This is a genomic window from Brachybacterium sp. UMB0905 (assembly GCF_002871795.1).
Classification (GTDB): Bacteria; Actinomycetota; Actinomycetes; order Actinomycetales; family Dermabacteraceae; genus Brachybacterium.
In genome coordinates this window covers 109413-131359 of sequence record NZ_PNHL01000006.1, presented here as the reverse complement: position 1 = coordinate 131359, position 21947 = coordinate 109413, and the positions used below count along the sequence as shown (strand labels likewise).

General features: G+C 71.4%; 21 protein-coding genes. 8 read left to right on the top strand and 13 right to left on the bottom strand.

Annotated features, from left to right (window positions below; all coding sequences use genetic code 11):
- Window positions 1–86 precede the first annotated feature (86 nt).
- Window positions 87–974 carry a Bax inhibitor-1/YccA family protein gene (locus CJ197_RS07560; protein WP_102236132.1) on the top strand — a complete coding sequence of 296 codons (888 nt, stop codon included), beginning with the start codon at window positions 87–89 and terminating at the stop codon, window positions 972–974.
- A gap of 38 nt (window positions 975–1012) precedes the next feature.
- Here the strand turns inward: CJ197_RS07560 and CJ197_RS07555 are convergent, their stop codons facing one another.
- The gene (locus tag CJ197_RS07555; RefSeq protein WP_102236131.1) at window positions 1013–1825 is read right to left on the bottom strand and encodes a hypothetical protein; all 813 of its coding nucleotides are present in this window, start codon (window positions 1823–1825) and stop codon (window positions 1013–1015) included.
- A 30-nt stretch (window positions 1826–1855) separates the two neighbouring features.
- Window positions 1856–2749, bottom strand: a complete 894-nt coding sequence (locus CJ197_RS07550) for a hypothetical protein (RefSeq protein ID WP_233190727.1) — start codon at window positions 2747–2749, stop codon at window positions 1856–1858.
- A gap of 134 nt (window positions 2750–2883) precedes the next feature.
- On the opposite strand from CJ197_RS07550, the gene CJ197_RS07545 reads away from it, so the two are divergent.
- Window positions 2884–3762, top strand: coding sequence for a hydroxymethylpyrimidine/phosphomethylpyrimidine kinase (locus CJ197_RS07545; protein ID WP_102236130.1), 879 nt, complete (start codon window positions 2884–2886; stop codon window positions 3760–3762).
- A 3-nt stretch (window positions 3763–3765) separates the two neighbouring features.
- Here CJ197_RS07545 and CJ197_RS07540 read toward each other — a convergent pair whose 3' ends face one another.
- On the bottom strand, window positions 3766–4980 hold the full coding sequence (locus tag CJ197_RS07540; protein ID WP_102236129.1) for a glycoside hydrolase family 3 N-terminal domain-containing protein: 1215 nt from the start codon (window positions 4978–4980) through the stop codon (window positions 3766–3768).
- A gap of 54 nt (window positions 4981–5034) precedes the next feature.
- On the opposite strand from CJ197_RS07540, the gene CJ197_RS07535 reads away from it, so the two are divergent.
- Genes CJ197_RS07535 through CJ197_RS07525 form a run of 3 tightly spaced genes read left to right on the top strand, consistent with a single transcriptional unit; the run spans window position 5035 to window position 9205 of the window.
- On the top strand, window positions 5035–5604 hold the full coding sequence (locus CJ197_RS07535; RefSeq protein ID WP_102236128.1) for a hypothetical protein: 570 nt from the start codon (window positions 5035–5037) through the stop codon (window positions 5602–5604).
- Window positions 5601–7754 (top strand): prolyl oligopeptidase family protein, encoded by a 2154-nt coding sequence (locus CJ197_RS07530; protein WP_102236127.1) that lies wholly within the window; start codon window positions 5601–5603, stop codon window positions 7752–7754. Before CJ197_RS07535 ends, CJ197_RS07530 begins: the two co-directional genes overlap by 4 nt.
- The gene (locus CJ197_RS07525; protein ID WP_102236232.1) at window positions 7754–9205 is read left to right on the top strand and encodes an alpha/beta fold hydrolase; all 1452 of its coding nucleotides are present in this window, start codon (window positions 7754–7756) and stop codon (window positions 9203–9205) included. Before CJ197_RS07530 ends, CJ197_RS07525 begins: the two co-directional genes overlap by 1 nt.
- Here CJ197_RS07525 and CJ197_RS07520 read toward each other — a convergent pair.
- The 9 genes from CJ197_RS07520 to CJ197_RS07480 form a co-directional block, all read right to left on the bottom strand.
- Window positions 9202–10620, bottom strand: coding sequence for a DUF2079 domain-containing protein (locus tag CJ197_RS07520; RefSeq protein ID WP_102236126.1), 1419 nt, complete (start codon window positions 10618–10620; stop codon window positions 9202–9204). The genes CJ197_RS07525 and CJ197_RS07520 overlap by 4 nt on opposite strands.
- Window positions 10621–10625: 5 nt before the next feature.
- Window positions 10626–11786, bottom strand: coding sequence for an exo-alpha-sialidase (locus tag CJ197_RS07515; protein WP_102236125.1), 1161 nt, complete (start codon window positions 11784–11786; stop codon window positions 10626–10628).
- 74 nt (window positions 11787–11860) lie between these two features.
- On the bottom strand, window positions 11861–12568 hold the full coding sequence (msrA, locus tag CJ197_RS07510) for a peptide-methionine (S)-S-oxide reductase MsrA (RefSeq protein ID WP_102236124.1): 708 nt from the start codon (window positions 12566–12568) through the stop codon (window positions 11861–11863).
- A gap of 36 nt (window positions 12569–12604) precedes the next feature.
- Window positions 12605–13165 (bottom strand): hypothetical protein, encoded by a 561-nt coding sequence (locus CJ197_RS07505; protein ID WP_102236123.1) that lies wholly within the window; start codon window positions 13163–13165, stop codon window positions 12605–12607.
- Window positions 13165–14469: a DUF58 domain-containing protein gene (locus tag CJ197_RS07500; protein ID WP_158239407.1), complete on the bottom strand. Its 1305-nt coding sequence runs from the start codon at window positions 14467–14469 to the stop codon at window positions 13165–13167. Before CJ197_RS07500 ends, CJ197_RS07505 begins: the two co-directional genes overlap by 1 nt.
- A gap of 36 nt (window positions 14470–14505) precedes the next feature.
- Window positions 14506–15531 carry a MoxR family ATPase gene (locus tag CJ197_RS07495; protein ID WP_102236231.1) on the bottom strand — a complete coding sequence of 342 codons (1026 nt, stop codon included), beginning with the start codon at window positions 15529–15531 and terminating at the stop codon, window positions 14506–14508.
- 8 nt (window positions 15532–15539) lie between these two features.
- Window positions 15540–16049: a hypothetical protein gene (locus tag CJ197_RS07490; protein ID WP_102236121.1), complete on the bottom strand. Its 510-nt coding sequence runs from the start codon at window positions 16047–16049 to the stop codon at window positions 15540–15542.
- Entirely contained in the window at window positions 16046–16789 is a 744-nt protein-coding gene (locus CJ197_RS07485; RefSeq protein ID WP_102236120.1) for a DUF4129 domain-containing protein, read from the bottom strand. The genes CJ197_RS07490 and CJ197_RS07485 overlap by 4 nt, the downstream gene beginning before the upstream one ends.
- Before the next feature lie 13 nt (window positions 16790–16802).
- Window positions 16803–18065 (bottom strand): class I SAM-dependent methyltransferase, encoded by a 1263-nt coding sequence (locus CJ197_RS07480; protein WP_102236119.1) that lies wholly within the window; start codon window positions 18063–18065, stop codon window positions 16803–16805.
- Window positions 18066–18166: 101 nt separating this feature from the next.
- On the opposite strand from CJ197_RS07480, the gene CJ197_RS07475 reads away from it, so the two are divergent.
- Window positions 18167–19387, top strand: coding sequence for a molybdopterin molybdotransferase MoeA (locus CJ197_RS07475; RefSeq protein WP_102236118.1), 1221 nt, complete (start codon window positions 18167–18169; stop codon window positions 19385–19387).
- Window positions 19388–19412: 25 nt separating this feature from the next.
- On the opposite strand, the gene CJ197_RS07470 is transcribed toward CJ197_RS07475, so the two are convergent.
- Window positions 19413–19712: a hypothetical protein gene (locus tag CJ197_RS07470; RefSeq protein ID WP_102236117.1), complete on the bottom strand. Its 300-nt coding sequence runs from the start codon at window positions 19710–19712 to the stop codon at window positions 19413–19415.
- Between the two features lie 141 nt (window positions 19713–19853).
- Here CJ197_RS07470 and CJ197_RS07465 point away from each other — a divergent pair, with 141 nt between their 5' ends.
- Window positions 19854–20846, top strand: a complete 993-nt coding sequence (locus CJ197_RS07465; RefSeq protein WP_233190723.1) for an ABC transporter permease — start codon at window positions 19854–19856, stop codon at window positions 20844–20846.
- A 4-nt stretch (window positions 20847–20850) separates the two neighbouring features.
- Window positions 20851–21942, top strand: coding sequence for an ABC transporter permease (locus CJ197_RS07460; RefSeq protein WP_233190721.1), 1092 nt, complete (start codon window positions 20851–20853; stop codon window positions 21940–21942).
- The last annotated feature ends 5 nt before the right edge of the window (window positions 21943–21947 follow it).

Here is a 21947-nt window from a genome sequence, read left to right as displayed (position 1 = left end):
CGGCACAGCGTGCGCCCAGGCGGCACGGCGGGCCCCTCGGTACAGTGGACCTGTCTGATCGGTGCATGCCCCAGTTAAGGAGCCCCATGGCACGCCACAACATCGTCTTTGGCCGCGACCAGTCCGTGCAGTCCGGCGCGCAGTACCGTGCGCCCCAGTTTGGCCAGTCCCCGCAGGGTGGGCCCGGCACGCAGTGGTCCTCGGACTTCGGTCAGCAGGCGAGCACTGAGAACCTCGAAGCGATGTATGCGCGGCCTGCCGCGAGCGGCTACGACACCGGCCGTATGACTCTGCGGGATGCTCTCAACGCGATCACCGCGTCCCTGGGCTTGGTCATCGTGATCGGCGGTGGCATCACCCTGCTGCCCCACGCCTTCGGCCTGGTCGCCGGGGAGGAGGGGCAGGCCCTCGGTGCCGGGATCGGCATGCTGGCCCTGGTGGTCGGTCTCCTCGGCGCCCTTGTCGTGGGGCTGGTCAATGCCTTCCGGCGCAAGCCTTCCGCGATCCTGACCCTGCTGTATGCCGGGTTCGAGGGCCTGCTTCTGGGCGGCCTCTCCGCCGGCATGGAGATCATCTACCCGGGTATCGCCTTGCAGGCTGTCACCGGCACCCTCATCGTGGCCGGCACCGTCCTGGTGCTGTTCCGGGTGGGCGTGCTGCGCACCTCCCCGCGCCTGAACAAGATCTTCTTCGTCGCGATGATCGCCTATCTGCTCTTCGGCCTGGTGAACATCGTGCTTCTGATCGCCACCGGGCAGAGCCTGCGCGACGGCATGCTGGGCCTGGCGATCGGCGGCCTCGCCGTGGCGATGGCCTCCTACTCCCTCGTCATGGACTTCGAGGACATCCAGAATGCGGCCGCCGCCGGGGTGCCGCGGCCCTACGCCTGGCGCGTGGCCTTCGGTGTCACCGTGACCATGGTCTGGATGTACGTCGAGGTTCTGCGCATCCTCGCGATCCTGCGCGGCGACTGATCATCCCGTCTCCTGACCATCCCGCTGCCCGGTGATGGTCAGGAGACGCCGGTCAGCGAATCGTAGGCGTCCTCGATCGCCTTCTCATGGGACGCGATCCCCACCGCGGTGTCCGCGCCGAACATGCTCGGTCCCTCCGGGGTGTCCACCACAACCACCATGAGATCCACGGCCTGGATCTTCTCCAGCTTCGAAGACTCCCAATTCAGACGCGCCGTGGTGCGGTAGCCGGACATGCCGGAGATCGTCACCGGCTCGGTGACCTTGTCATCCAGGGAGCGCCCCGACGTGCTCTCCCAGAGATACGAGGTGCGGAACAGGCAGTCCACGATCCGCTCCGAGGCTGCCTCCGCCCCCGGATACTCCACCCCCGGCTGCCACTCGACCGCCCCGACCCAGACCGTCGAGACCCACGTCCCCTCCGCGGCCGCATTGACCCCCTGGGCGTCGTTGAGGAACGGCACGCCCGGGGGCAGGTCACGCCCGTCGTAGGTGGCCGGCGGGATGAACTGCAAGCCGCCGCCGCGCAGCATCCCCGAGGGGTTCGTGGAGGTGCGCTCGGTGCGGGGGGAGGACCAGCAGCGCTCCTCCTCGGCCGGCGGGGGCGCAGTCTCGCTCGACGAGGGCTCGTCCTCGGATGGGCTCTCCGCGATCGAGGAGGTCTCCGGGGAGGTGGGGCCACCCGCACCGCCCTGTCCCCCGCCGCGCAGCACGAGGTACACCACGGTGCCGCCGACGATCAGCAGGAACACCAGCGCGAAAGCGAGCCCGCCCACCAGCAGCGCCCCGCCCCCGGGCCGCTGCGGAGGCTGCTGTTGCGTGGTCGGGCTGAACTGCGGTGAGGTATGCACGGTGTCTCCTAGTGCGGAATGGATCGCGGCTCAGGCCACGACGGTGAGGCTCGCGATGATGTCCTCGAGGTTCTGAACGTGATCGGGCTGGTCGGCAGCGACATCGCTGGCCACAGCACTGGGCCCGGCGGGGGTCTCCACCACGATCGCGGTGACGATCGAGGCGGAGGTGGTCTCGAGCATCTCCGGGTCTTCGAAATGGTACGTGGCCTGGACGATCCAGGCCGCGTGACCATCGACCGTCATGGGTTCCGAGCGGTAGTCGGTGACCTCAGGGGACTGCCCGAAGTGGGAGACCACGCCCGCTGTGGTGGCGTAGCACTGGAAGATCGCGACCGACGCCGCCTCCAGCCCCGGATAGCCGCCCTCATCCTCCGGGAACTCCACCGCCCCGAGGCTCACCACGCTGTACCAGCCGTCCTCGAGGTGACGCGCCTCCGCCCCGATCTGGGTCATGTACGGCAGCGAATGGGCGAACCAGTCGGACCCCCACTGGCTCGGCATCGTGTACTCCAGGTTCCCGCCGCGCACCTGATCGGGGCCCGAGGGCGGCTGCGCATCCGTGTACCCGGGCACCGTGCACGCGGTGGTGGGCTTCTGCGTGAAGATCGGCGGGGGCGGGGCGATGTCCGGGTCGTTCGGATCCGGGACGTACTCCGACTGCCCTGAGGCGGTGCGCGGTGCGGTGTCGTAGGTCTTCTCGGGCCCGTCGGCCAGCACGGGCCGGAACACCGTCTGCGAGAGCACCAGGGCCACCACGCCCAGCACCACGAGAGCCCCGATGATCACCGCGAGCATGGTGGTGCGGGTGCGGCCGCGCGCCCGCTCCGACGGTTCGCCGAGGGTCGCGGGCCCGGTGCTCGCGGCGCTACGCGCTGACAGATCTGGCAGTCCCTCGTCCTGCTGCGACTCCTGGCCCATCATCGCCTCCCCACGGTGCCGTGCTCCCCGCCCGATTCTCGCACGAGGTGGCGTCGCAGGCATGATCGGTACACTCCGGGCCACCAGGCGCCCCGCAGGGCGGCGCCGCCGACCGTTCGCCGAAAGGTGGAGACCGTATGCGTCCGCCCCTCGTCCTGACCATCGCCGACTCCCAGTCCGACGGCGCGGCCGGGATCCAGGCCGACCTCAAGACCTTCACGGCACTGGGGGTCTACGGCGCCTCCGCGGTCAGCATGATCACGGCGGTCAGCACGCGGGGCGTGCGCGAGAGCCGTCCCCTGCCCGGCCCGCTGCTGCGCACCCAGATCGACGCCGTCGCCGAGGATCTGTGGATCGACGCGACCAAGATCGGTGCCCTGGGCAGCGCCGAGAACGTCGACGCCCTTGCGCAGGCGCTCACCGCCCACCGCTCGCGCCTGGGCCGCATCGTGCTGGATCCGGTGATGGTCGCGGCCGACGGGACCGCGCTCATCACCGCCGAGGGCGCCCGCGCGATCGGCGAGCAGCTGCTGCAGATGGTGGACGTCCTCACGCTCACCATGGCCGAGGCCGCGCAGCTGCTGGGCGAGGCCGTCGCCCCCTCGATCGAGCAGATGCGTGAGCATGCGCTCGCGCTGCAGGCCCGCGGCCCCGCCACCGTGCTGATCACCGGCGGTCTGCTGGAGGGCGAAGACGTGGTGGATGTGCTGGTCCACCCCGGCGGCACCGACCTGCTGCGGGCACAGCGCGTGCCCGGCCGACGCGTCCGCGGCGCCGGAACGACCCTGTCGGCCGCGATCGCCGCGCAGCTGGCCCGCATCGCGGAATTCGACCGCGCCGGGGAGCTTGAGGAGATCGGCGAACCCGGCACCGACGACGACATGATCACGATCATCGCCTCCGCCCGCGAATTCCTCGCCTCCGCCACGGAGAACGCCCGCGACTGGCAGATCTCCCGCAGCGCCGACGGTCACGGCCCCGTGAACCACCTGATCACGCTCGACAACGCCGACTGAGCCTCACAGCAGGCCCCGCGCCTGCTTCAGGGCGAGCATCCGCCCGGCGGACTCCCGCACCCGCTCCGCCTGCTCGGGGGTCTCCTCCGCCCACTGCTGGATCGCATCGACCAGCTGGCCGGCGAGGGATGGATCTGCCGTGAGCACCGCATCCCCACCCGCGTCCAGCAGACGCGTGGCCCGCTCCGCGACCGGCACCGACTGCACCGCCTTGGCGGCGCCGATGTCATCGGTCATCACCACGCCGGTGAACCCCAGTTGCTCGCGCAGCAGCTCGGTGACCACCACGGAGGAGAACATCGCCGGCACCTCCGGCTCGAGCTGCGGGTAGATCGCCGAGGACAGCATCACCGCCTCGGCGCGGGCCGCGATCCCCGCCGCGAAGGAGTCCAGGAACGGATCATCCAGGGTCGTCGTCGCATCCTCGATGCCTTCGGCGGAGAAGTCGGTGTTGCGCTCCACCCGCCCCAGGCCCGGGAAATGCTTGAGCGTCGAACCCACCCCCTGCTCGGCGAGAGCCTCGACGGCCGCCCTCACGCACTGGCCCACGTGCTCGGGATCGGTGCCGAAGCCGCGGTCCAATCCACCGACCGGCTCGTTTCTCCCGCCCAGCTGCGGATCGACCACATCGGCCACCGGGGCGAGATTCAGGTGGATGCCACGAGCGGCGAGATCCTCGCCGATCATCCCGTACGCCTCGCGCACCGCGTCGGGACCGGCGGCCCCGAGCACCTCGGCGGAGTCGGTGCGGCGGGCTGCCTCGCCGCGCAGCATCCGCACCTGCCCGCCCTCCTGGTCCACGGCGATCAGCGGCGGCAGATCCTCTCGCGACTGCTCACGGGCGGTGCTGATGACCGCATCCACCGCGGCGGCCTCCTGCCACACCTGCAGCAGGAAGAACCCGCCCACGTGATGCTCGGTCAGCAGCGCCGGATCAGGGGTGCTGCCGGCGGTGATGCCCACCAGCACCAGCTGCCCGGCGAGCTCACGGTCGGTGAGTTCCTCCAGCAGCTGCTCCGCGGCGCTCGGCGGAGTCGGGGAGGGGGAGGGCTCGGCGCCCCCGGCATCGGAGGAGCCACCGCTGTCGGAAGCACCGCCGGCATCGCTCGCACCGCCGCCATCGGAGGTTCCCGGACCGGTGGGCGGATCCGGCTCGGGTCCGGTGCAGGCGGCCAGCGCGGCCAGGGGAGGCAGGGCCAGCAGATGACGTCGGCGCATGCGGGCAGTCTTCCATGGCCCGCGCATACCTGCCCTGCGCCGTAGGCTGGGGTCATGAGCGTCGCGATCCCACCCGCTGAGCACCCGCACGCCGCCCGCATCGTCGCGGCCACGGGAACCCCACTGGCCACGTGGGTTCAGCGGCTCGATGATCTCGGGGCGCGCGAGCTCGACCACGCCGGGATCGCGCGGGCCCTCATCGAGGGATTCGAGATCACTGACTGGTGGGCGCAGGGCGTGACCGTCGCCTACGAGCAGGTGGTCGGTCGCCGCGTGGTGGGGCAGAGCTGCCGCGGGGACTTCTCCGCCTCCGCCTCCCGCACCCTGGCCGGCACGCCCGATGAGGTGCGCGAGAGCTGGGATGCCTTCATGACCGCTGCGCGCCGCGCCGAGCTCGGGATCCAGGATCCCTCCCTCACCGACACAGAGAAGTGGCGCTACTGGCGAGCGGGCCTCGTGGACGGCTCGCGCCTCAGCGTGAACATCACTGCCAAAGACGAAGGCCGTTCGACCCTCTCGATCGAGCACAAGGGACTTGATGACGCCGATGCGCGGGCCGTCTGGAAAGACGCCTGGAAGCGCACCCTGACCGACTTCACCACCACTCACCAGGAGAGCCGATGACCGCCGATCCCCGCACCCCGCAGCTGCCCGCCCCCGACGGCAGCACCGACCCGCACCTCTGGCTCGAGGACGTCACCGGAGACGAGGCCCTGGTCTGGGTGCGGGAGCGCAATGCGCGGGCCGAAGCGGAGCTGGATGCGGTCGCGGACCCGTCGGACCCCGAGGGTGCTCCGCTCGCGGAGACCCTGCAGCGCGAGATCCGCGAGATCCTCGATGCGAAGGACCGCATCCCCGGCGTCACCGCCCGTGGCGAGCACCTCTACAACTATTGGACCGACGCCGAGCATGAGCGCGGCCTGTGGCGCCGCACCACCTGGGACTCCTACCGCACCGACGAGCCTGAGTGGGAGATCCTGCTGGACCTCGATGCGCTGAACGAGACCGAGGGTGAGGACTGGGTGTGGCACGGTGCTCAGTTGCTGCGCCCCGCTGAGGGTGAGCCCTACCGCCACGCCCTGATCTCTCTGTCCCACGGGGGGTCCGACGCGGACGTCACCCGCGAGTTCGACCTGAAGACCCGCGCGTTCGTCGATCCGGCCGATGGGGGTTTCGTGCGCCCCGAGTCCAAGGGCGGGGTCTCCTGGATCGACCGCGACACCCTGTGGGTCTCCACCGACTTCGGTGAGGACACCATGACCACCTCCGGCTACCCGCGCCAGGTGCGGCTGTGGCGGCGCGGCACCGCGCTCGCCGAGGCGCAGCTGGTCCACGAGGTGCCCGCCACGGACATGTCGGTGTTCATGGGCCATGACTCCACCCCGGGCTGGGAGCGGGACTGGATCATCGAGGCCCACGCCTTCTACGACACGACCGTGCACGTCGTGGACCGCGAGCAGGAGCCGCCCGCGCTGACCGCAGTGGACGTCCCCCGCGACCTCGAGGTGACCGCGCACCGGGACCTCGGCATCTTCTCGCCGCGCAGCGATTGGCAGGTGGGGGAGGACACCTACCCGTCGGGCTCCCTCGTGGTGGGGGACTTCGCCCGCTTCATGAACGGGGACCCCGAGCTGCACATGCTCTTCGAACCCACCGAGACGACGTCGCTCGCGGGCATGACGATCACCCGCACCGCGGTGGTACTCACGATCCTCGAGGACGTCGTGCATCGCCTGGAGGTCCACACCCGCGATGAGCACGGCGCCTGGGTGCGGCGGGACCTCTACCCGGAGCTGAACGGGTCGCTGTCCGTCGCCGCGGTGGACTCCGATGTCGATGACCGCATCTGGCTGACCGTCACCGATTTCATCCGCCCCACCACCCTGTACGTCGGCGACCTCGCAGGCGTCGCCGACGGCGGCGAGCCCGGTGAGCTCGAGCAGATCAAGGCTGCGCCCGCCCGCTTCGACGCCGAGGGTCTCGAGGTCACCCAGCACTTCGCCACCAGCGACGACGGCACCCGCATCCCCTACTTCGAGATCTCTCGCCCGCGCGAGAGCGGGGACGATGCACCCAGCCCCACCCTGCTGTACGGCTACGGCGGCTTCGAGGTATCCCTGACCCCCGGCTACCTGGGCGCGATCGGCAAGGCCTGGCTCGAGCGCGGTGGCACCTACGTGCTGGCGAACATCCGCGGCGGCGGCGAGTACGGGCCACGCTGGCACCGCGCCGCCCTCAAGCAGAACCGCCACAAGGCCTACGAGGACTTCTCCTCCGTGGCGAAGGACCTCATCGAGCGCGGCGTCACCGACCGCGAGCACCTCGCGGTGCGCGGCGGCTCCAACGGCGGGCTGCTCACCGGCAACATGCTCACCCAGTACCCGGAGCTGTTCGGCGCGGTCATCATCCAGGTGCCGCTGCTGGATATGAAGCGCTTCTCCCACCTGCTGGCCGGTGCCTCCTGGATGGCCGAGTACGGCGACCCCGATACCGAGGACTGGGAGTTCATCCGCACGTTCAGCCCCTACCACCTGCTGCGCGAGGACGTGGAGTACCCGCCCGCCTTCGTGCTCACCTCCACCCGGGATGACCGCGTCCACCCCGGTCACGCCCGCAAGCTCACCGCGGCCCTGGAGTCGCTGGGGGCCGATGTGCGCTCGTGGGAGAACATCGAGGGCGGCCACGGGGGCGCAGCGGACAACGGGCAGGCGGCGCGCATGAACGCCCTCATGTACACGTTCCTGTGGCGCACCCTCGGCGGGGCAGCGCGGTGATGATCGGGCGCAAGAAGCCCGGGGACCTCTTCGACCGCGTCACCCAGGACGATCTGCTGCAGTTGCGCAATGACCTCATGACGGTCTACCGCGAGATCGACTCCGCGCGCCCCGAGCTGTTCCCGCTGCGCTACGCCCGCACCACGCCCCGTCGGCGCCGGGAACACCCCCGGAGCGGGACCAGCGGGGCCAGGCCCGTCGGGCCACCCACCCCCGCCCCGCAGGTGCCCGTCCTGCTGCTGCCCGACGGGCCCTCGCGCGCCTCCGTCCTGCCCTATGACGTGCTGCGCCGCAGCCTCGCCGGTAGGGGCCTGGACGTCATCATGATGGAGCACCGTGGCGTGGGCTTCTCCCGCCTGGACGATCGTGGGCAGGACCTGCCCGCCGAGGCGATTCGCCTCGAGGAAGTGCTGCCGGACCTGCTGGCGGTGCTGGACCACGCCCGCGCCGAGCAGGTGGCGGTGGTGGGCACCGGCTACGGCGCCTACCTCGCGCAGCTGCTCGCGGCCCTGCACCCCGAGCGGGTGCACTCCCTCGTCCTGGACTCCCCGCTGACCTCCGCCAGTGATGAGGCGATCGCCCAGCGGGCCCTGCGGGCGCTCTACTGGGAGGGCACCGAGCCCGCGACCGCCCCGACGGCCCGGGCCCTGCGGCGCCTGGCCGCGGACGGCACCGTGGACATCGAGCGGGCCGGGGCCGTGGTGCTGGCCGTGCACGAGCACGGCGGGACGGAGGCCGTCGCCGATCTCGTGGATCTGCTGGCGCATGGCCGCGGCGGCCTCACCTGGTCCTCCGTCCGCCAGGTCCTCACCCAGGGCTGGCTGCAGTCCACCCCCTTCATCGCCGAGTTCGACCTCACCAGTCGTCTTCTGCACACCCAGCTGGGTAGCGGCGCCCACGCCGACGGCGGGCCGCTGGACCCGCTGCTGCTGGCCGCCCAGCAGGCCCGTGCCGTCCCCGATTTCACCGGTGAGCCGTATGACCTGCATGAGCTCTCGCGCCGTATCACCGCGCCGACGCTCGTGCTCTCCGGCAGCCGGGACCTGATCTCCCCGCCGATGATCGCCCGGGAGCTCGCTGCCCGGATCCCCGGCGCCCAGCTGATCCAGATCCCCGGCGCCGGGCATTCCCTGCTGGACACCCGGTCGCGGATCCTCCAGGTGGCCGTCCGCTGGAGCGCGTGCGGGCGCGGGCACCTGTTGCCCGAGCGCGCTGCAGAGCTCGCCGACCTGCCGGCCTCGCCCACGGATCTGGCGCTCACCCGCGGTCTGCAGCTCGCGCTCGCCGCGGAGCGGTACTCGCCCTGGCGTCTGCGCTGGGAATCGGCCCGGGCTCGCCGGGAGCGCGAGCATCGCGAACGCGCCCTGACCAGTGTCCTCGCCCGGCCCGCCGACTCGACGCCATCGACCCCCGCGAGGCCGTCTGACCCGGTGCGCCCGTCGAGGGGCTAGCTCTTCACGGTGACGCCCGGCAGGCACACGACCGCGAACCCGCCCTCGGAGTAGACCGTCTCGTAGGGAGTGCTCCAGCGTTCGGATGCCCACTGCACGGGGGAGCTCGGCGGCTTGCCGCCCCAGGAGAAGGCGTAGTGGTCCAGCAGCAGGCAGTCCGGGCGGCGCTGATTGGGGCCGTGCACCCACTGCACGTCATGGTCCGGGACCGCCTGGGCCATGAGCGTGATGTCCACCGCGAGCACCGTCCCATCGGGCACGGCCGCGAGCGCGCCCGCTGCCGGTGCGGCCCGCCACGTCGGCTCCCAGCGGTCCGGGCGCACCACATCGGCCACCGGCATCCGCGGACCGAGCGCGAGCGTCACCCCAGCCGCGAGCACCAGCGCGATGACCCGCACGGCGCGCGGGGGACGCGGCGCATCGGTGCGCAGCCAGGCTGCTGCCCGGCCGTCACGGCGATCACCGAGCGCATCCAGCAGCGCGGCCAGCGCGATCGGCATGAGCACCGCGTTGTAATGCCAGTACCAGTCCCAGTAGAACTCCACCGTCCCGGTGAAGCGCCACGCTAGGGTGGGGGCCATCAGCCAGATCAGCGGAGAGCGAGCGCCGATCACTCCCGCCGCCAGCAGCAGCATTCCTGCTGTGACCCATTTCTGCAGCGGCCACAGCACCGCGAGCGGTGAGCCGAGATTATCGGTGTAGTCGTACTGCCCACCCGTGTTCAGCGCCGGCAGGATCACGAAGGTTGCCAGCACGAACCACACTATGCCCCAGGCCACGAGTCCCAGCCCCAGGCGGCGGCGCGGGATATCGGAGCGGTAGCGTAGGGCGATGATCCCGCCGAGCAGCGCGACCGTGAGTCCCAGATCCTCCTTGACCAGTACCAGGGGAGCGGCCCACAGCGCGGCGGCGCGCGCCTGATCGCGCAGCAGCGCCGTGAGCGCGAACGCCAGCAGCGGCACCGCCAGCGCGATCTCATGGAACTGGACCGCAGCCGCGGACTGCAGCCCGAAGGAGAACACGTACGCCGCCCCGGCGACTGCTCCCGGCCAGGGGCCCAGGCGGTCGATCGCCACCCGGGTCAGCGGAATCGCCGAGATGCCCAGCAGCAGCGCCTGGGTCCACAGCAGCGCCGCGGGATCCGGCCAGATCCACCACACCGGTGCGAGCAGCGCCAGCAGGGGGTGGAAGTGATCGCCCAGTAGGTTCACCTCATCGCCCTTGATCGGGACGATGGGGGCGCGCAGCTCCCCGTAGGCGCGCAGCAGCTGCGTGAAGATCCCCAGATCCCAGGACTGGGCGATGAGCAGGCGCAGCTGCTGGGTGCCCAGCAGCCCGTACGCGAGGGTGCCGAGCAGCGCCAGCAGCCGGGGCACCCAACGGCGGGCGGTCGCCCCCTGAACAGAAGCGGTCATGCGCGTCAGGCGCTGATCACCACGGGCTTGCCGGTGGTGATCGCCGCGTCGAGGTCCGCGGCCTCCATCCGGGTGAAACGGATCTCGCGGGACTCGACCTCCCACAGCACGCCCACTGCGCCGTCCTCGAGTCCCTGCACCACCGAGTAGTCCAGCGCCCCCGGCTCGAACACGAGGACGTCCTGCCAGGTCGCCCCGTCATCGGCCGAATGGGACAGGGTGCCGCGGCGACGCTCAGCGCGGTCGCGGGCATTGGAGAACAGCAGCTCGCGAGCGCGTGGGTCCGCCGAGTCCGCATCCGGGAAGCGCCGCGCGAGCTGCGCATTGTTCCCCGGATCGACGAAGGTCTCATCGATCCCGCGGTCCTCCCAGCTCTGACCGCCGTCCCGAGAGACCGCCAAGCGGCGGTAGCCACGCCGATGATGGTCGCGGGAGTTCAGCAGGACCGCACCGTCGGAGAGTTCCACGATCGTGGTCTCGTCCATGTCCTCGCCCACCGGTTCGCCCCGCTGCCAGGTCTCGCCCTGATCATCGGAGAACAGGACATAGGAGCGCACCACCTGCTCATCGCCCACCTGCCCGTCCTTCCAGAACCAGCCGGCGTAGGGCTGCAGCCAGCGCCCCGCATGCGGGCCATGCCGCAGCACGATCGACGAGCCAGAGGTGGGGAAGGCGGTGCGCAGCAGCTCCGGCGGATTCGCCACCGCCGTCACCGAGCGGAAGTCCCAGGTGCGCCCGCCGTCATCGGACAGCCCCACCGCTGAACCCAGCACATCGCGGTCATCGTCATCGGTGCCGGCCACCGCATTCCACACCCCGTGGTCCTTGGCGTGGGTGTGGAACATCGCCAGGCGGCCCGTGCGCGGATCCCGCAGGAACGCCGGATCGCAGTACCACTGGCGACCCTCTCGGTCCGCATCGCGCAGGGTCTCGAAGTCTCCCCAGCTGCGGCCACCATCGAGGGAACGGCGCTGCACCAGGCCCGTCGGATCCGGGACATCCAAGCCGGTCTCGCGACCATCGAAAGCAGCGAGCAGCTCACCGCCGCCCAGATCCACGAGCGCGACGATGCGGTAGCGGGCCCAGGGGCCTTCATCGGCGCGGGCGAGGACGCTCACAGCGGGAGCGGAGGGGGCGGGCACAGGGGGCTGCGCAGTGGTGCTCATGGCTCCAGTCTGTCCGATCCACGCGCCGCACGCGAACAGACATCAGGCGAGTTATCCACAATCTCAGGCTCGCCTCAGCCCGCCCCTGAGCCCAGCGAGCACGCCACCCCGTTGAAGCCGTGATTGCAGTAGGCGCCTGGGTTGCGGGCCAGGAACTGCTGATGCTCCGCCTCGGCGGTGTAGTAGACGCCGCAGCCCGCCTCGGCGAGCGGCGAGAGCTCGGTGGTGATGGTGCCGCGACCGGCGGCATCCAGCGCCGCCTGGTAGAGGCGGGCGCTCTCGCGCACCACCTCGCCCTGCGCGGGGGAGGTCCAGTACACGGCTGAGCGATATTCGGTGCCCACATCGTTGCCCTGCCGATGCAGGGTGGTGGGGTCATGCTGCTGCCAGAACTGCTCGAGCAGCGCCCGCAGCACCGACTCGCCGCCGGTGTAGATCACCCGCACCGCCTCCGCATGCCCGGTCAGGGCAGAGAACACTTCGTCATAGGTGGGGTGCGGGGTCCAGCCGCCTGCATAGCCTGCCGACGTGGTGTGCACCCCCTCCACCTGCCAGGCGATCCGTTCGATGCCCCAGAAGCAGCCGCCGGCCAGGATCAGCTCCTCGCTGCCATCCGGCCAGGGCGCCGGATCCTCCGGGGCATCCGGGCCCAGCATGTCGGTGCCCAGCACCAGGTGCTCCCGCAGCAGCGGGTACGGGTACGCGTCGCGCCCCGGCAGGGCGTCCTCGCGTGACACCATCCGCTTCTTGTGCCCGTACAGGAGCTCCATCATCTGCCACATGGGCCCCACGGTAGCGGCGCGGGCTCAGCCCGGCTCTCAGCCGTCCAGCGGGGCGCGCGGCAGCATCGCGACCAACAGCGCGAGCGCTGCGAGCACCGCGGGAAGCATCGCCCACGGCCCCAGCACGACGCCCATCGCCGCGGTGACCAGGGCGCTGCCCAGCACGGCAAGGCCGATCGCCGCTCCGGCGGCGCGCAGCAGCAGCGACCATCCGGAACGGTTCAGCACCCCGTGCACCGGGAACATCGCGGCCGCGGCGAAGGACATATGCGCCACCAGCAGCAGCAGACCCACCGCGGCAGCCAGCCACAGCGGCAGCTGCGGGCGCGCCATCACCGCGAGCACGATCGCGAGCGGACCCAGCAGCCCCAGCTCCGTATCCGGCCAGCGCATCTGCGCCAGCACCCCGATCACCACCAGCCCGGACACCATCAGGGCCCCCAGGTTCGCGGAGAACTGCCCGGACAGCGCGAGCGTCAGCGCCGCGAGAGCGGCCGCTGCGCCGATCAGCCGCAGCAGCCACTGGTGGGAGGAGACCACCCGCAGCTGCAGTAGCTGTTCAGCGGTCGCATCGATGAACCTCGGCGGGCGCGGCATCAGGACCTCCTGCGGCGCGGAGCGGTGCGGGCGGCGGACAGGGACGTGAGGATGGGCGCCAGAGAGCTCGGCCCCTCCCAGGCGGTGACCGGCACCCCCGCCTGACGCAGCTCCGCGATCGTGCCCTGCCGCAGCAGGCGCCGCAGCGCCCACGCCTCCGGCCAGCAGCGCAGCGGGTCCACGCCCTCCGCCTGGACGGGTCGGCCGCGCAGCACCCCCACCTCCCCGATGCTCGGCGGCAGGGTGTCCACCACGATCACATCCCCGCCGAAAGCCACCAGTCGGCCGATCTGGGCGATGACCTCCTCACCCAGCAGCGGGGAGCACACCACCACGAGCGTTCCCGGGCGCACCGACCGGATGCGGTTGACCCGCCGCAGCAGACCATCCGCACGCCCCGCCTGGGCGAGCGCCGAGGTCAGCACCCGCAGCTGCCGCGGACCGGAGCCCACCGGCACCGGCCCGATCAGGTGCCCCAGATCCGTCAGCGCCACCCGGTCGCCCAGCGTCAGATAGTGGCGGGCGATCGCCGTGGTGGCCCGGATCGTCATATCCAGGCTCGTCGGCGCATCCCCCGCGGCCCAGGGCGCCGGGGCGATGTCCAGCGTGGTGTCGGTGACGATGAGGACATCGGTGTCCTGCTCGGTGAACGTCGCATTGGTGTGCAGAGTGCCGGTGCGGCTGGTCACCGGCCAGTTGATGCGATGCAGCCGGTCCCCGGAACGGAACGGACGCACCTCCGCGAGCGCGGTCCCGTCTCCGCGCCGACGGGACAGATGCACCCCGCTGATGCCCAGCGGCGTCGGCACCACCGCCGGGGCGTCGAGCACGACGGAGGTCGGCACCACCCGCACCTCCAGCTCCTGCAGCTGCTGCTGCGCCCGGAAGGCCCCGAAGGGATCGGCGATGAGCACATGGGTGGGACCCACCCGGATGCGGCCCCAGCGGCGCGCTGTGAGCCGCAGCGGCAGGTTGCCCTCTCCGGCGAGAGCTCCGCGCCGCGGCGCCAGGTCCGCCTGCGGGGGCGGCGGGATCGTTGCCGCGGTCAGCATGCCCCGGGGGCCGGGGACCGTGAGGGCAGCGGTGGCGCCCTCCTCGAGGTCCTGGCTGCTCACCCGCAGCCGAGGTGCTGCCAGCGCCGTGTCCTGCCCGCGCGCAAACCGCAGCGCGAGCGCGAGCACCGCCCACAGCACGAGCGGCAGCCCTACCAGCACCAGCTGCTCGCGGCCCAGCAGCACCGCGAGCAGCAGCGCCACGCCACCGGCTACCGCAGCCCGGCGCAGCGCCGGCGTCGGTCCGAGCATCATCACGTCGTATCCCGCCTCAGATCCGTCCCCGCCTTATGACGTGGCGGGCGGCTCGACCGCGGCCGGCACGGGAACCTGCCCCAGCACGGCCTCCACCACGCCGTGGCCGGTGATGTTCTGCAGCCACAGCTCCGGCTTGACCGTTACGCGATGGTCCAGCGCCGGGTGCGCGAGGGCCTTGATGTCCTCCGGCACCACGTAGGAGCGGCCGCGGATCAGCGCGAGCGCCCGCGCGCAGGTGATCAGCGCGAGAGTCCCGCGCGGAGACGCGCCGACGAGCGCATGCTGATGCTCGCGCGTCGCGGCCACCAGCTGAACGGCGTAATGGCCGACGCTGTCCTCTACATGCACCGTCTCCACCGCGGCCTGCACCGCCAGCAGCCCCGCGCCGTCCAGCACCTGGGTGACGCTCTGCTCCTCGCGGCGACGGCCGATGCGCCGCGCCACCACATCCCACTCCTGCTCCGCGGTGGGGTAGCCGAAGGACAGCCGCAGCAGGAAGCGGTCCAGCTGCGCCTCGGGCAGCGGGTAGGTGCCCTCATGCTCGATCGGGTTGGCGGTGGCGAGCACATGGAAGGGGCGGGGGAGAGGCCGGGTGGTGCCTTCGACCGACACCTGCCGCTCCTGCATCGCCTCCAGCAGCGCGGACTGCGTCTTCGGCGGGGTGCGGTTGATCTCATCGGCCAGCAGCAGACCGGTGAACACCGGGCCGGGCCGGAACACGAACTCACCGCTGCGCTGGTCGAACACCTCCGCACCGGTGAGATCCGCGGGCAGCAGATCCGGAGTGAACTGGGCGCGGGTGAACGGCAGCCCGAGCGCCTGCGCGAAGGAACGGGCGGCCAAGGTCTTGCCCAGGCCCGGCAGATCCTCCAACAGCACATGCCCGCCGGCGAGCACGCCGGTGAGCAACAGCTCGAGGGCCTCCCGCTTGCCCACCACCGCGGTCTCCACCGCATCCAGCACGGCGGTCGCGGCCTCGCCCGCCGCCTCGACGCTCAGCGTGGCGGGGGCGTCGGCGGTCCGCTGGCCGTCCGCCGGGTCATCGGGCTCATACATCGGCTCGGTCATCGGTCCCCTTCCTCGCCGGCGGCGAGCTCTCTGAGATAACGGTGCAGGGTACGGCGGTCCACGGGCCGCACGGGATGCTGCTGGGCATCGGCGTTGGCGGCGGAGTCGATCCAGGCGGTGAGGTCCGGGCTGAGCGGCGGGGCATCGGCCGGGCGCTGCGCGGCGATCCGCCCCAGCGTCATCGCCAGCCCTCGCTGTGTCATGCGCCGCCCGGGCAGGGCGCCGTGGACCAGATCCTCCAGGCGGCGCACCCGCTGATCCTGGCCATGCGGCAGGGCATAGTCGCCGTCCAGGTCATAGGCGGGGAAGTCGAGGCTGTCCGACGCTGCGGAGCCGCGGGAGAAGAGCCACCACAGGACCGCTGCGAGCACCGCGAACGTGACCAGATACGGCAGGGGGAACAGCAGCCCCACCATGCGGCCCACCGCGGCGGCCAGCGCGATGACCGCCGCGCAGATCAGCAGACGCAGACTCAGGGCGCGCAGGCTGCGGGGTGTCGATGTCATCGCGCACTCCTCTCCGCCACATCATCCAGCTGCCCCAGCAGCGTCTCCAGCAGCTGCAGCGCCCGGCGTCGGTCCGGCTCGGTCAGCGGCGCCGGATCGAACAGCGCCCGACGGTACAGGTGGGCGATCTCCTGCAGCGCCGCGCGCTCCAGCTCGACCGCCGCGAGCACCGCCACCACGAACTCGAGCGTGGTCTGGGAGGGGCGGCGCCGTACCCCGGCTGCGGCGATCGCCCGCTCCAGGGCCAGCCACGCCGCGATCACGGCATCATGCGCATCCACCACCGCGGAGAGCCGTTCGCGCGCCTCCTCCAGAGCGCTGCGAGCCTGCTGGGTGCTCAGGGCGTCCTGTTCGAGGTCGGCATCGGCCATCCCCGCCTCATCGGGCGCCGGGGCGGCCAGCGCCCGCATTCGCAGCCACACCCAGATGGCGAGCGCCACCAGTGCGAGTGCTCCCAGGCCCAGCAGAACCCGCAGCGCCACGCGACCGCCCGGACGCGGCTGAGGGGCCGGCGGGCTGCTCTGCTCCTGCTCGGGAGCGAGCTCCGGCAGGGACGGCTCCTCGATCTCGGGAGCCTCCCACGTCGGTCCCTCCCCGGTGCCGACGTACCGGACCCCCTCGCCGCGATCTGCGGCGGCGCCGAAGCCCACGACGACCAGCGCCCCCAGCGCGAGGGCGATCAGCAGCACGGCCAGCAGGCGGCGCTGTCCGGAGGCATGCGGCGTCGAGGATCTCTTCATGCGGCTGATCCCTTCATGCGGCGGGCTCCGGGGCAGCGGGGCTGGACGGCCGCGGATGCGGGGAGGTGATGATCACCGACTGCTCCCCGGCGATGCGGGTGAGGATCAGGGTGGCCTGCTCCTCCCCGAAACGGCGGGGCCGCAGGGAGCGGCGCAGCTGCTCGGGCTCCACCGCGGTGCCGCGCTTCTTGATCTCCAGCACCCCGATGCGGTGCTCGCGCAGGTACGAGGCCAGGCGCTTCATCCCAAAGGGCAGCACATCACGCACCGTGTACCCGGCGGCGAAGGGAGTGTGCACCAGACGGTCGCCGGTGAGATGCGCGATCGAGGGGTCCAGGGTGCGGGCCTGAAGCTGCTGGGCGAGGGTGCCGATGAGGCCCGCGCGGATCACCGCCCCGTCGGGCTCATACAGGTGATCTCCCACCGGGCCCGGCACCGGATCCCCGGGGTTCCCGGCCTCCTCGCTCCCCAGATCCATCTGCCGCGCCCCGTCCCGTCCGATCACCAGGGCGCTCGAGCGCACCCCCGGGCGGGCGAGCGGCCCGGTCCACAGCGTCGCCTCGAGCACCTGGCCGTGGAAGGACAGCCACTGCACCTCGGCATCATCCGGCAGCGCCATGCGGTCGATCCCCGGGCCCAGCTTCGCGCCCAGCGGTCCATCCTGCGTGCCGCGCCCCAGGCGCCGCGCGAGATCCAGCACCGCGCTCAGCGGCGGCTGGTACTCCTCGGGATCGTGGAGCCGACGGTCGCGCCCGCGCTGCGGGGCCCGTCGCGCCGGATCCAGCCACACCGCCTCGGTGTCGGTGGGGTCGTGCCCCTCGGCGCGCCCCAGGTGCACACTCGCGCTCGGGAACGGCCGCAGGTTCACCGTCGCGACCGCCACCGTCGCCGGGTCGCGATCCACCGCCCGGACCGTGAGGCCCAGGCCCGCCAGCGCCATCGCATCTCCGCCGATGCCGCAGCCCAGATCGGCGACCGAGGTGACCTGGGCCTGCTGGAACCGGCGGGCGTGCAGCGCCGCCACCGGCAGCCGGGTGGCCTGCTCGAGCCCGGCCTGCGTGAACAGCATGCGCCCGGCGAACTCCCCGAACTTCTCCTGCGCCCGTGCCCGCAGCCGCGACTGCGTCATCACCGCGGAGACCAGCTCTGGGCTGTGCCCGGCCCGCCGCAGCGCCGTGGCTCGCGCGAGGGAATCCTGCTCCCGGTAGGGCGGCAGCGAGTTCAGCAGGGCCCAGCCATCAGGGGTGAGTACCGGCTCCAGCATGGTCTCGCGCATCCGTCGATCATGGCAGAGTCTGCCCGGTCCCCGCAGCGTCCGCTGCGCAGCGGTCCTCGCGCTGCCGCCGTGGATCGAGGGCTGCCGCCTAGGATCGAGGGATGGACGCATGGACCTGGCGCGCCGAGCTGCTGGACGCCCTCACCCCCCGGCCCCGCCCCGTCGCGCCGCTGCCCCCGCGCCAGGCCCGCGGTCTGCGTCTGGCCGCGGATCTGCACTCTCCGGAGCCGATTCCCGCGCTGCCGGTCGCTGCGATGGACGGCTTCGCGGTGCATGCTGCAGCGCTGCTCGCGCAGCTGCCCACCGGCGGTGAGGCCCGGCCGGAGCAGGTGACGGTGCCGGTCGACGGCGATATCCCCGCCTCGACGGCGGGCGTGCGCACGCTGCGGCCCGGCACCGCCGCCCGCATCATGACCGGTGCCCCCGTCCCCCAGGGGGCCGATGCCGTGGTGCCGGTCGAGCGCACCGATGCCCGCCCCGTCGGCCCCGCCCCCGCGCAGGTGCGGATCGACGTGGCCGCTCTCGAGGTGGGCCGACATGTGCGGGCGGCCGGTGAGGAGGTGGCCGACGGGGCGCTGCTGGCCCCGGCGGGGCAGCGGGTGGGTGCGGCGCTCGTGGGACTGGCGACCACGCTCGGGATCCGGAGCCTGCCGGTGCGCGAGCCGTGGCGGGTGGCGGTCGTGGTCACGGGCAATGAGCTGCTCAGCGGCGAGATGATCGCCGCGGACTCGGGGGCGGTGCGGGAGTCGAACTCGCTGATGCTCGCCGCCCAGCTGGATGCCCTGGGCTGCGCTGCCAGCATCCACCGCAGCAGCGACGATGTCGCGGACTTCCGGGCCGTGCTGAAGGCCGCAGCACGCGACGCCGACCTCGTGGTGACTACCGGCGGCATCGGCCACGGCGCCTATGACGTGGTCAAGTCCGCGCTGGAGGGCAGCAGCCGCTTCGCGCACCTGGATCTCAAGCCCGGCGGCCCCCAGGGCTGGGGCTGCCTTCCGTCCGACGCAGCGCCGGGGGAGGCGACGCCGCTGGTGCACCTGCCGGGCACCCCCGTCGGCGCCCTGGCCGGGTTCCACCTGTTCGTGCGGCCGCTGCTGGAGGGGGAGCGGGAGCTGCTACGCCTGCCGCTGCGCGGACAGCTGCCCACGTGGCGCGGCCGGGTCCCGCATCTGCGGGTGCTGCCCGGACGCCTCGGCCCCGACGGGGTTCATGTGGTGCCCGGTGCGCGGCTGATGCCCTACGGCACCGCAGAGGTGCTGATCCTGCTCGAGCGCGACCGGGCGCCCGAGGACCCGGTGCCCGTGGTGGATCTGCTGGCCTGAGCCTGCGGCGCGATGCTGGCGGGGTTCATAGCTCCAGCTGGCGTCGTCGGATCTGCGCGGCCCGTTCCCGTTCGCTGCGGCGTGCGCGACGGTGGGCGCTGACGCTGCGCACGAAGCCTGCGCCCACCACTGCCAGGTACCCCAGTCCCGTGCCGAGCGCGAAGGACACCACGGTCGCCGAGTACAGCAGCCCGCCCAGCAGGGCGAGAGCCAGCACCGCCAGACCCACCGGCCACTGACCGATCCCGCGTCGCCCCAGCAGGTCGCAGGCCAGCACGGCCAGCACGATCCCCGCTAGCAGGGCAATCCAATACAGAACGGTCACGGTCTCACTCTACGAGGGCCCGCGGGTGGACCAGGCCACATCAGCCGGTACAGTGACGAACTGACCTCGTGCGCGGCACCGTTGTGCGCGCACGCCCCCACGGAAGGACTGGACTATTGGCATCGGCGCTCGGGAGGGATCGTGGCTAGGTTCATCACGCTGCGGTTCCTGACGTATCTCGTCCTGACGTTCATCGCCACCAGCGGGGCATACCTCTTGGCCGCGGGCCTGCTGCACCCCGAAGAGGTGCTCTACCCGCCGCAGGCCACGGAGCCCGTGCCGGAAGCGACCGCGCAGCTGTACCTCAATGCGCGCAACGTCAACCCTGACACCCCGCTGATGGAGCGCTACGCCACCTGGCTCGGCGGCGTCGTGCGCGGAGACCTCGGCGTCACCACCGGCACCAACAAGGTGATGAACCCGGTGCTCGACGAGATGAAGGTGCGCGTGCCCATCTCGCTGCGGCTGATCATCCTGGGCACCTCGATCGGCGTGATCCTCGGGATCATCGTCGGCGCCTTCTCCGCCGTGCGCCGCCACAGCCTGAGCGACCGCGCCATCACCCTGCTGTCCTTCACCATCCTCTCCCTGCCCACGGTCGTGGTGATCCTCGTGGTGCAGCAGATCAACGAGATCGTCGGCAACGTCACCGGCTTCAAGCTTCCGGCGCTGAACCCGATCAATCCGCTGCTCGAGGAGGGTAGCTGGGACTCGATCGTCTACCAGGCGCAGGCCCTCGTGATGCCCACGATCGTGCTGGCCCTGTTCGGCATGGCCTCGTACTCGCGGTACATGAAAGTCACCACGCTGGACGTGCTCGGCTCGGACTATCTGCGCACCGCGCGCGCCAAGGGACTGTCGCGCCTGGGCGCGATGCGCCGCCACGGCCTGCGCATGGCACTGATCCCCATGGGCCAGTACCTCGCCTTCGCGGTCGGCTCGGCCTTCGGCGGCTCCCTGTTCGTGGAGCTGATGTTCAACTGGAACGGGATCGGCCGCTACTCCGTGCAGGCCATCCAGATCGCCGACGTCAACGGCACCGCTGCCGTCGCCCTGTACGGCGCGATCCTCACCCTGTTCTCCGCCACCCTCGCAGACATCCTGCAGGGCGCTCTCGACCCCAGGATCCGGTGATCCCGTGACCTCTTCGACCCCCAATATGAAGGACCCCGTCGAGGCCGGCGAGCTGAAGGAGCACCGCCCGGACGCCCTGGCGATGGAGTCCGCCCACAGCCCCGGCGCCGACGACGCCTACGTCGATGACGCCCTGGTGGACGCGGAGCTGGACGCCGAAGCGCCGGAGCGCATCGTCACCATGAGCCGCAGCCAGCTGCTGCGCCGCCGCTTCCTGCGCAACCCGGGCGCCTGGGTGGGCATGATCGGCTTCGGCACCCTGGTGCTGCTGGCGATCTTCGCGCCGATGTTCTACCACTACACGCCCAATGAGACGGACCTGCGCAATGTGCTCAGCGAGCCCAGCCAGTACCACTGGTTCGGGGTCAACGAGTTCGGGCACGACGTCTTCGCCCGCACCATGCAGGGACTGCGGATCTCGATCATCATCGGCCTGGGCACCGCGGTGCTCACCATGATCATCGCCGTCATCGTGGGGACGATCTCGGGATGGATGATCGGACGCGGCCGCCTGGGATCGTTCATCGACATCACGATCGTCAACCTCATCAACCTGTTCCTGGTGATCCCCTCCCTGCTGCTGCTGATGCTGTTCTCCACGCCGCTGCAGCAGTGGCTGGCTGAGCGTCAGGGCGGACTGAACAGCCTGCTGGGCACCACCTTCGAGCTGCGCTGGCTGGTGCTGATCCCACTGCTGGCCCTGTTCAGCTGGATGCTTGCCGCCCGTGTGCTGCGTGCGATGACCCAGCAGCTGGTGCGCACCGACTATGTGCAGGCCGCGCGCTTCATGGGCGTGAACCCCGTGGTGAACACCTGGCGGCACGTCCTGCCGAACGTCGCCAGCTGGATCATCATCGACACCACCCTCGGCGTCTCCGCGGCGATCCTCGGTGAGACCGGCCTGTCCTTCATCGGCTTCGGCATCCAGTACCCGCTGGTGTCGCTGGGGAAGGTGCTCAGCGAGTACAACATCGCGTTCCCGCACACGTGGGTGTGGCCCGCCCTGGTGCTGGGCATCCTCGTGATCTCGATCAATCTGATGGGCGAAGCGCTGCGCGACGCCCTCGACCCGACCAGCGGCTCCAGCCGCCTCTGAGGTAT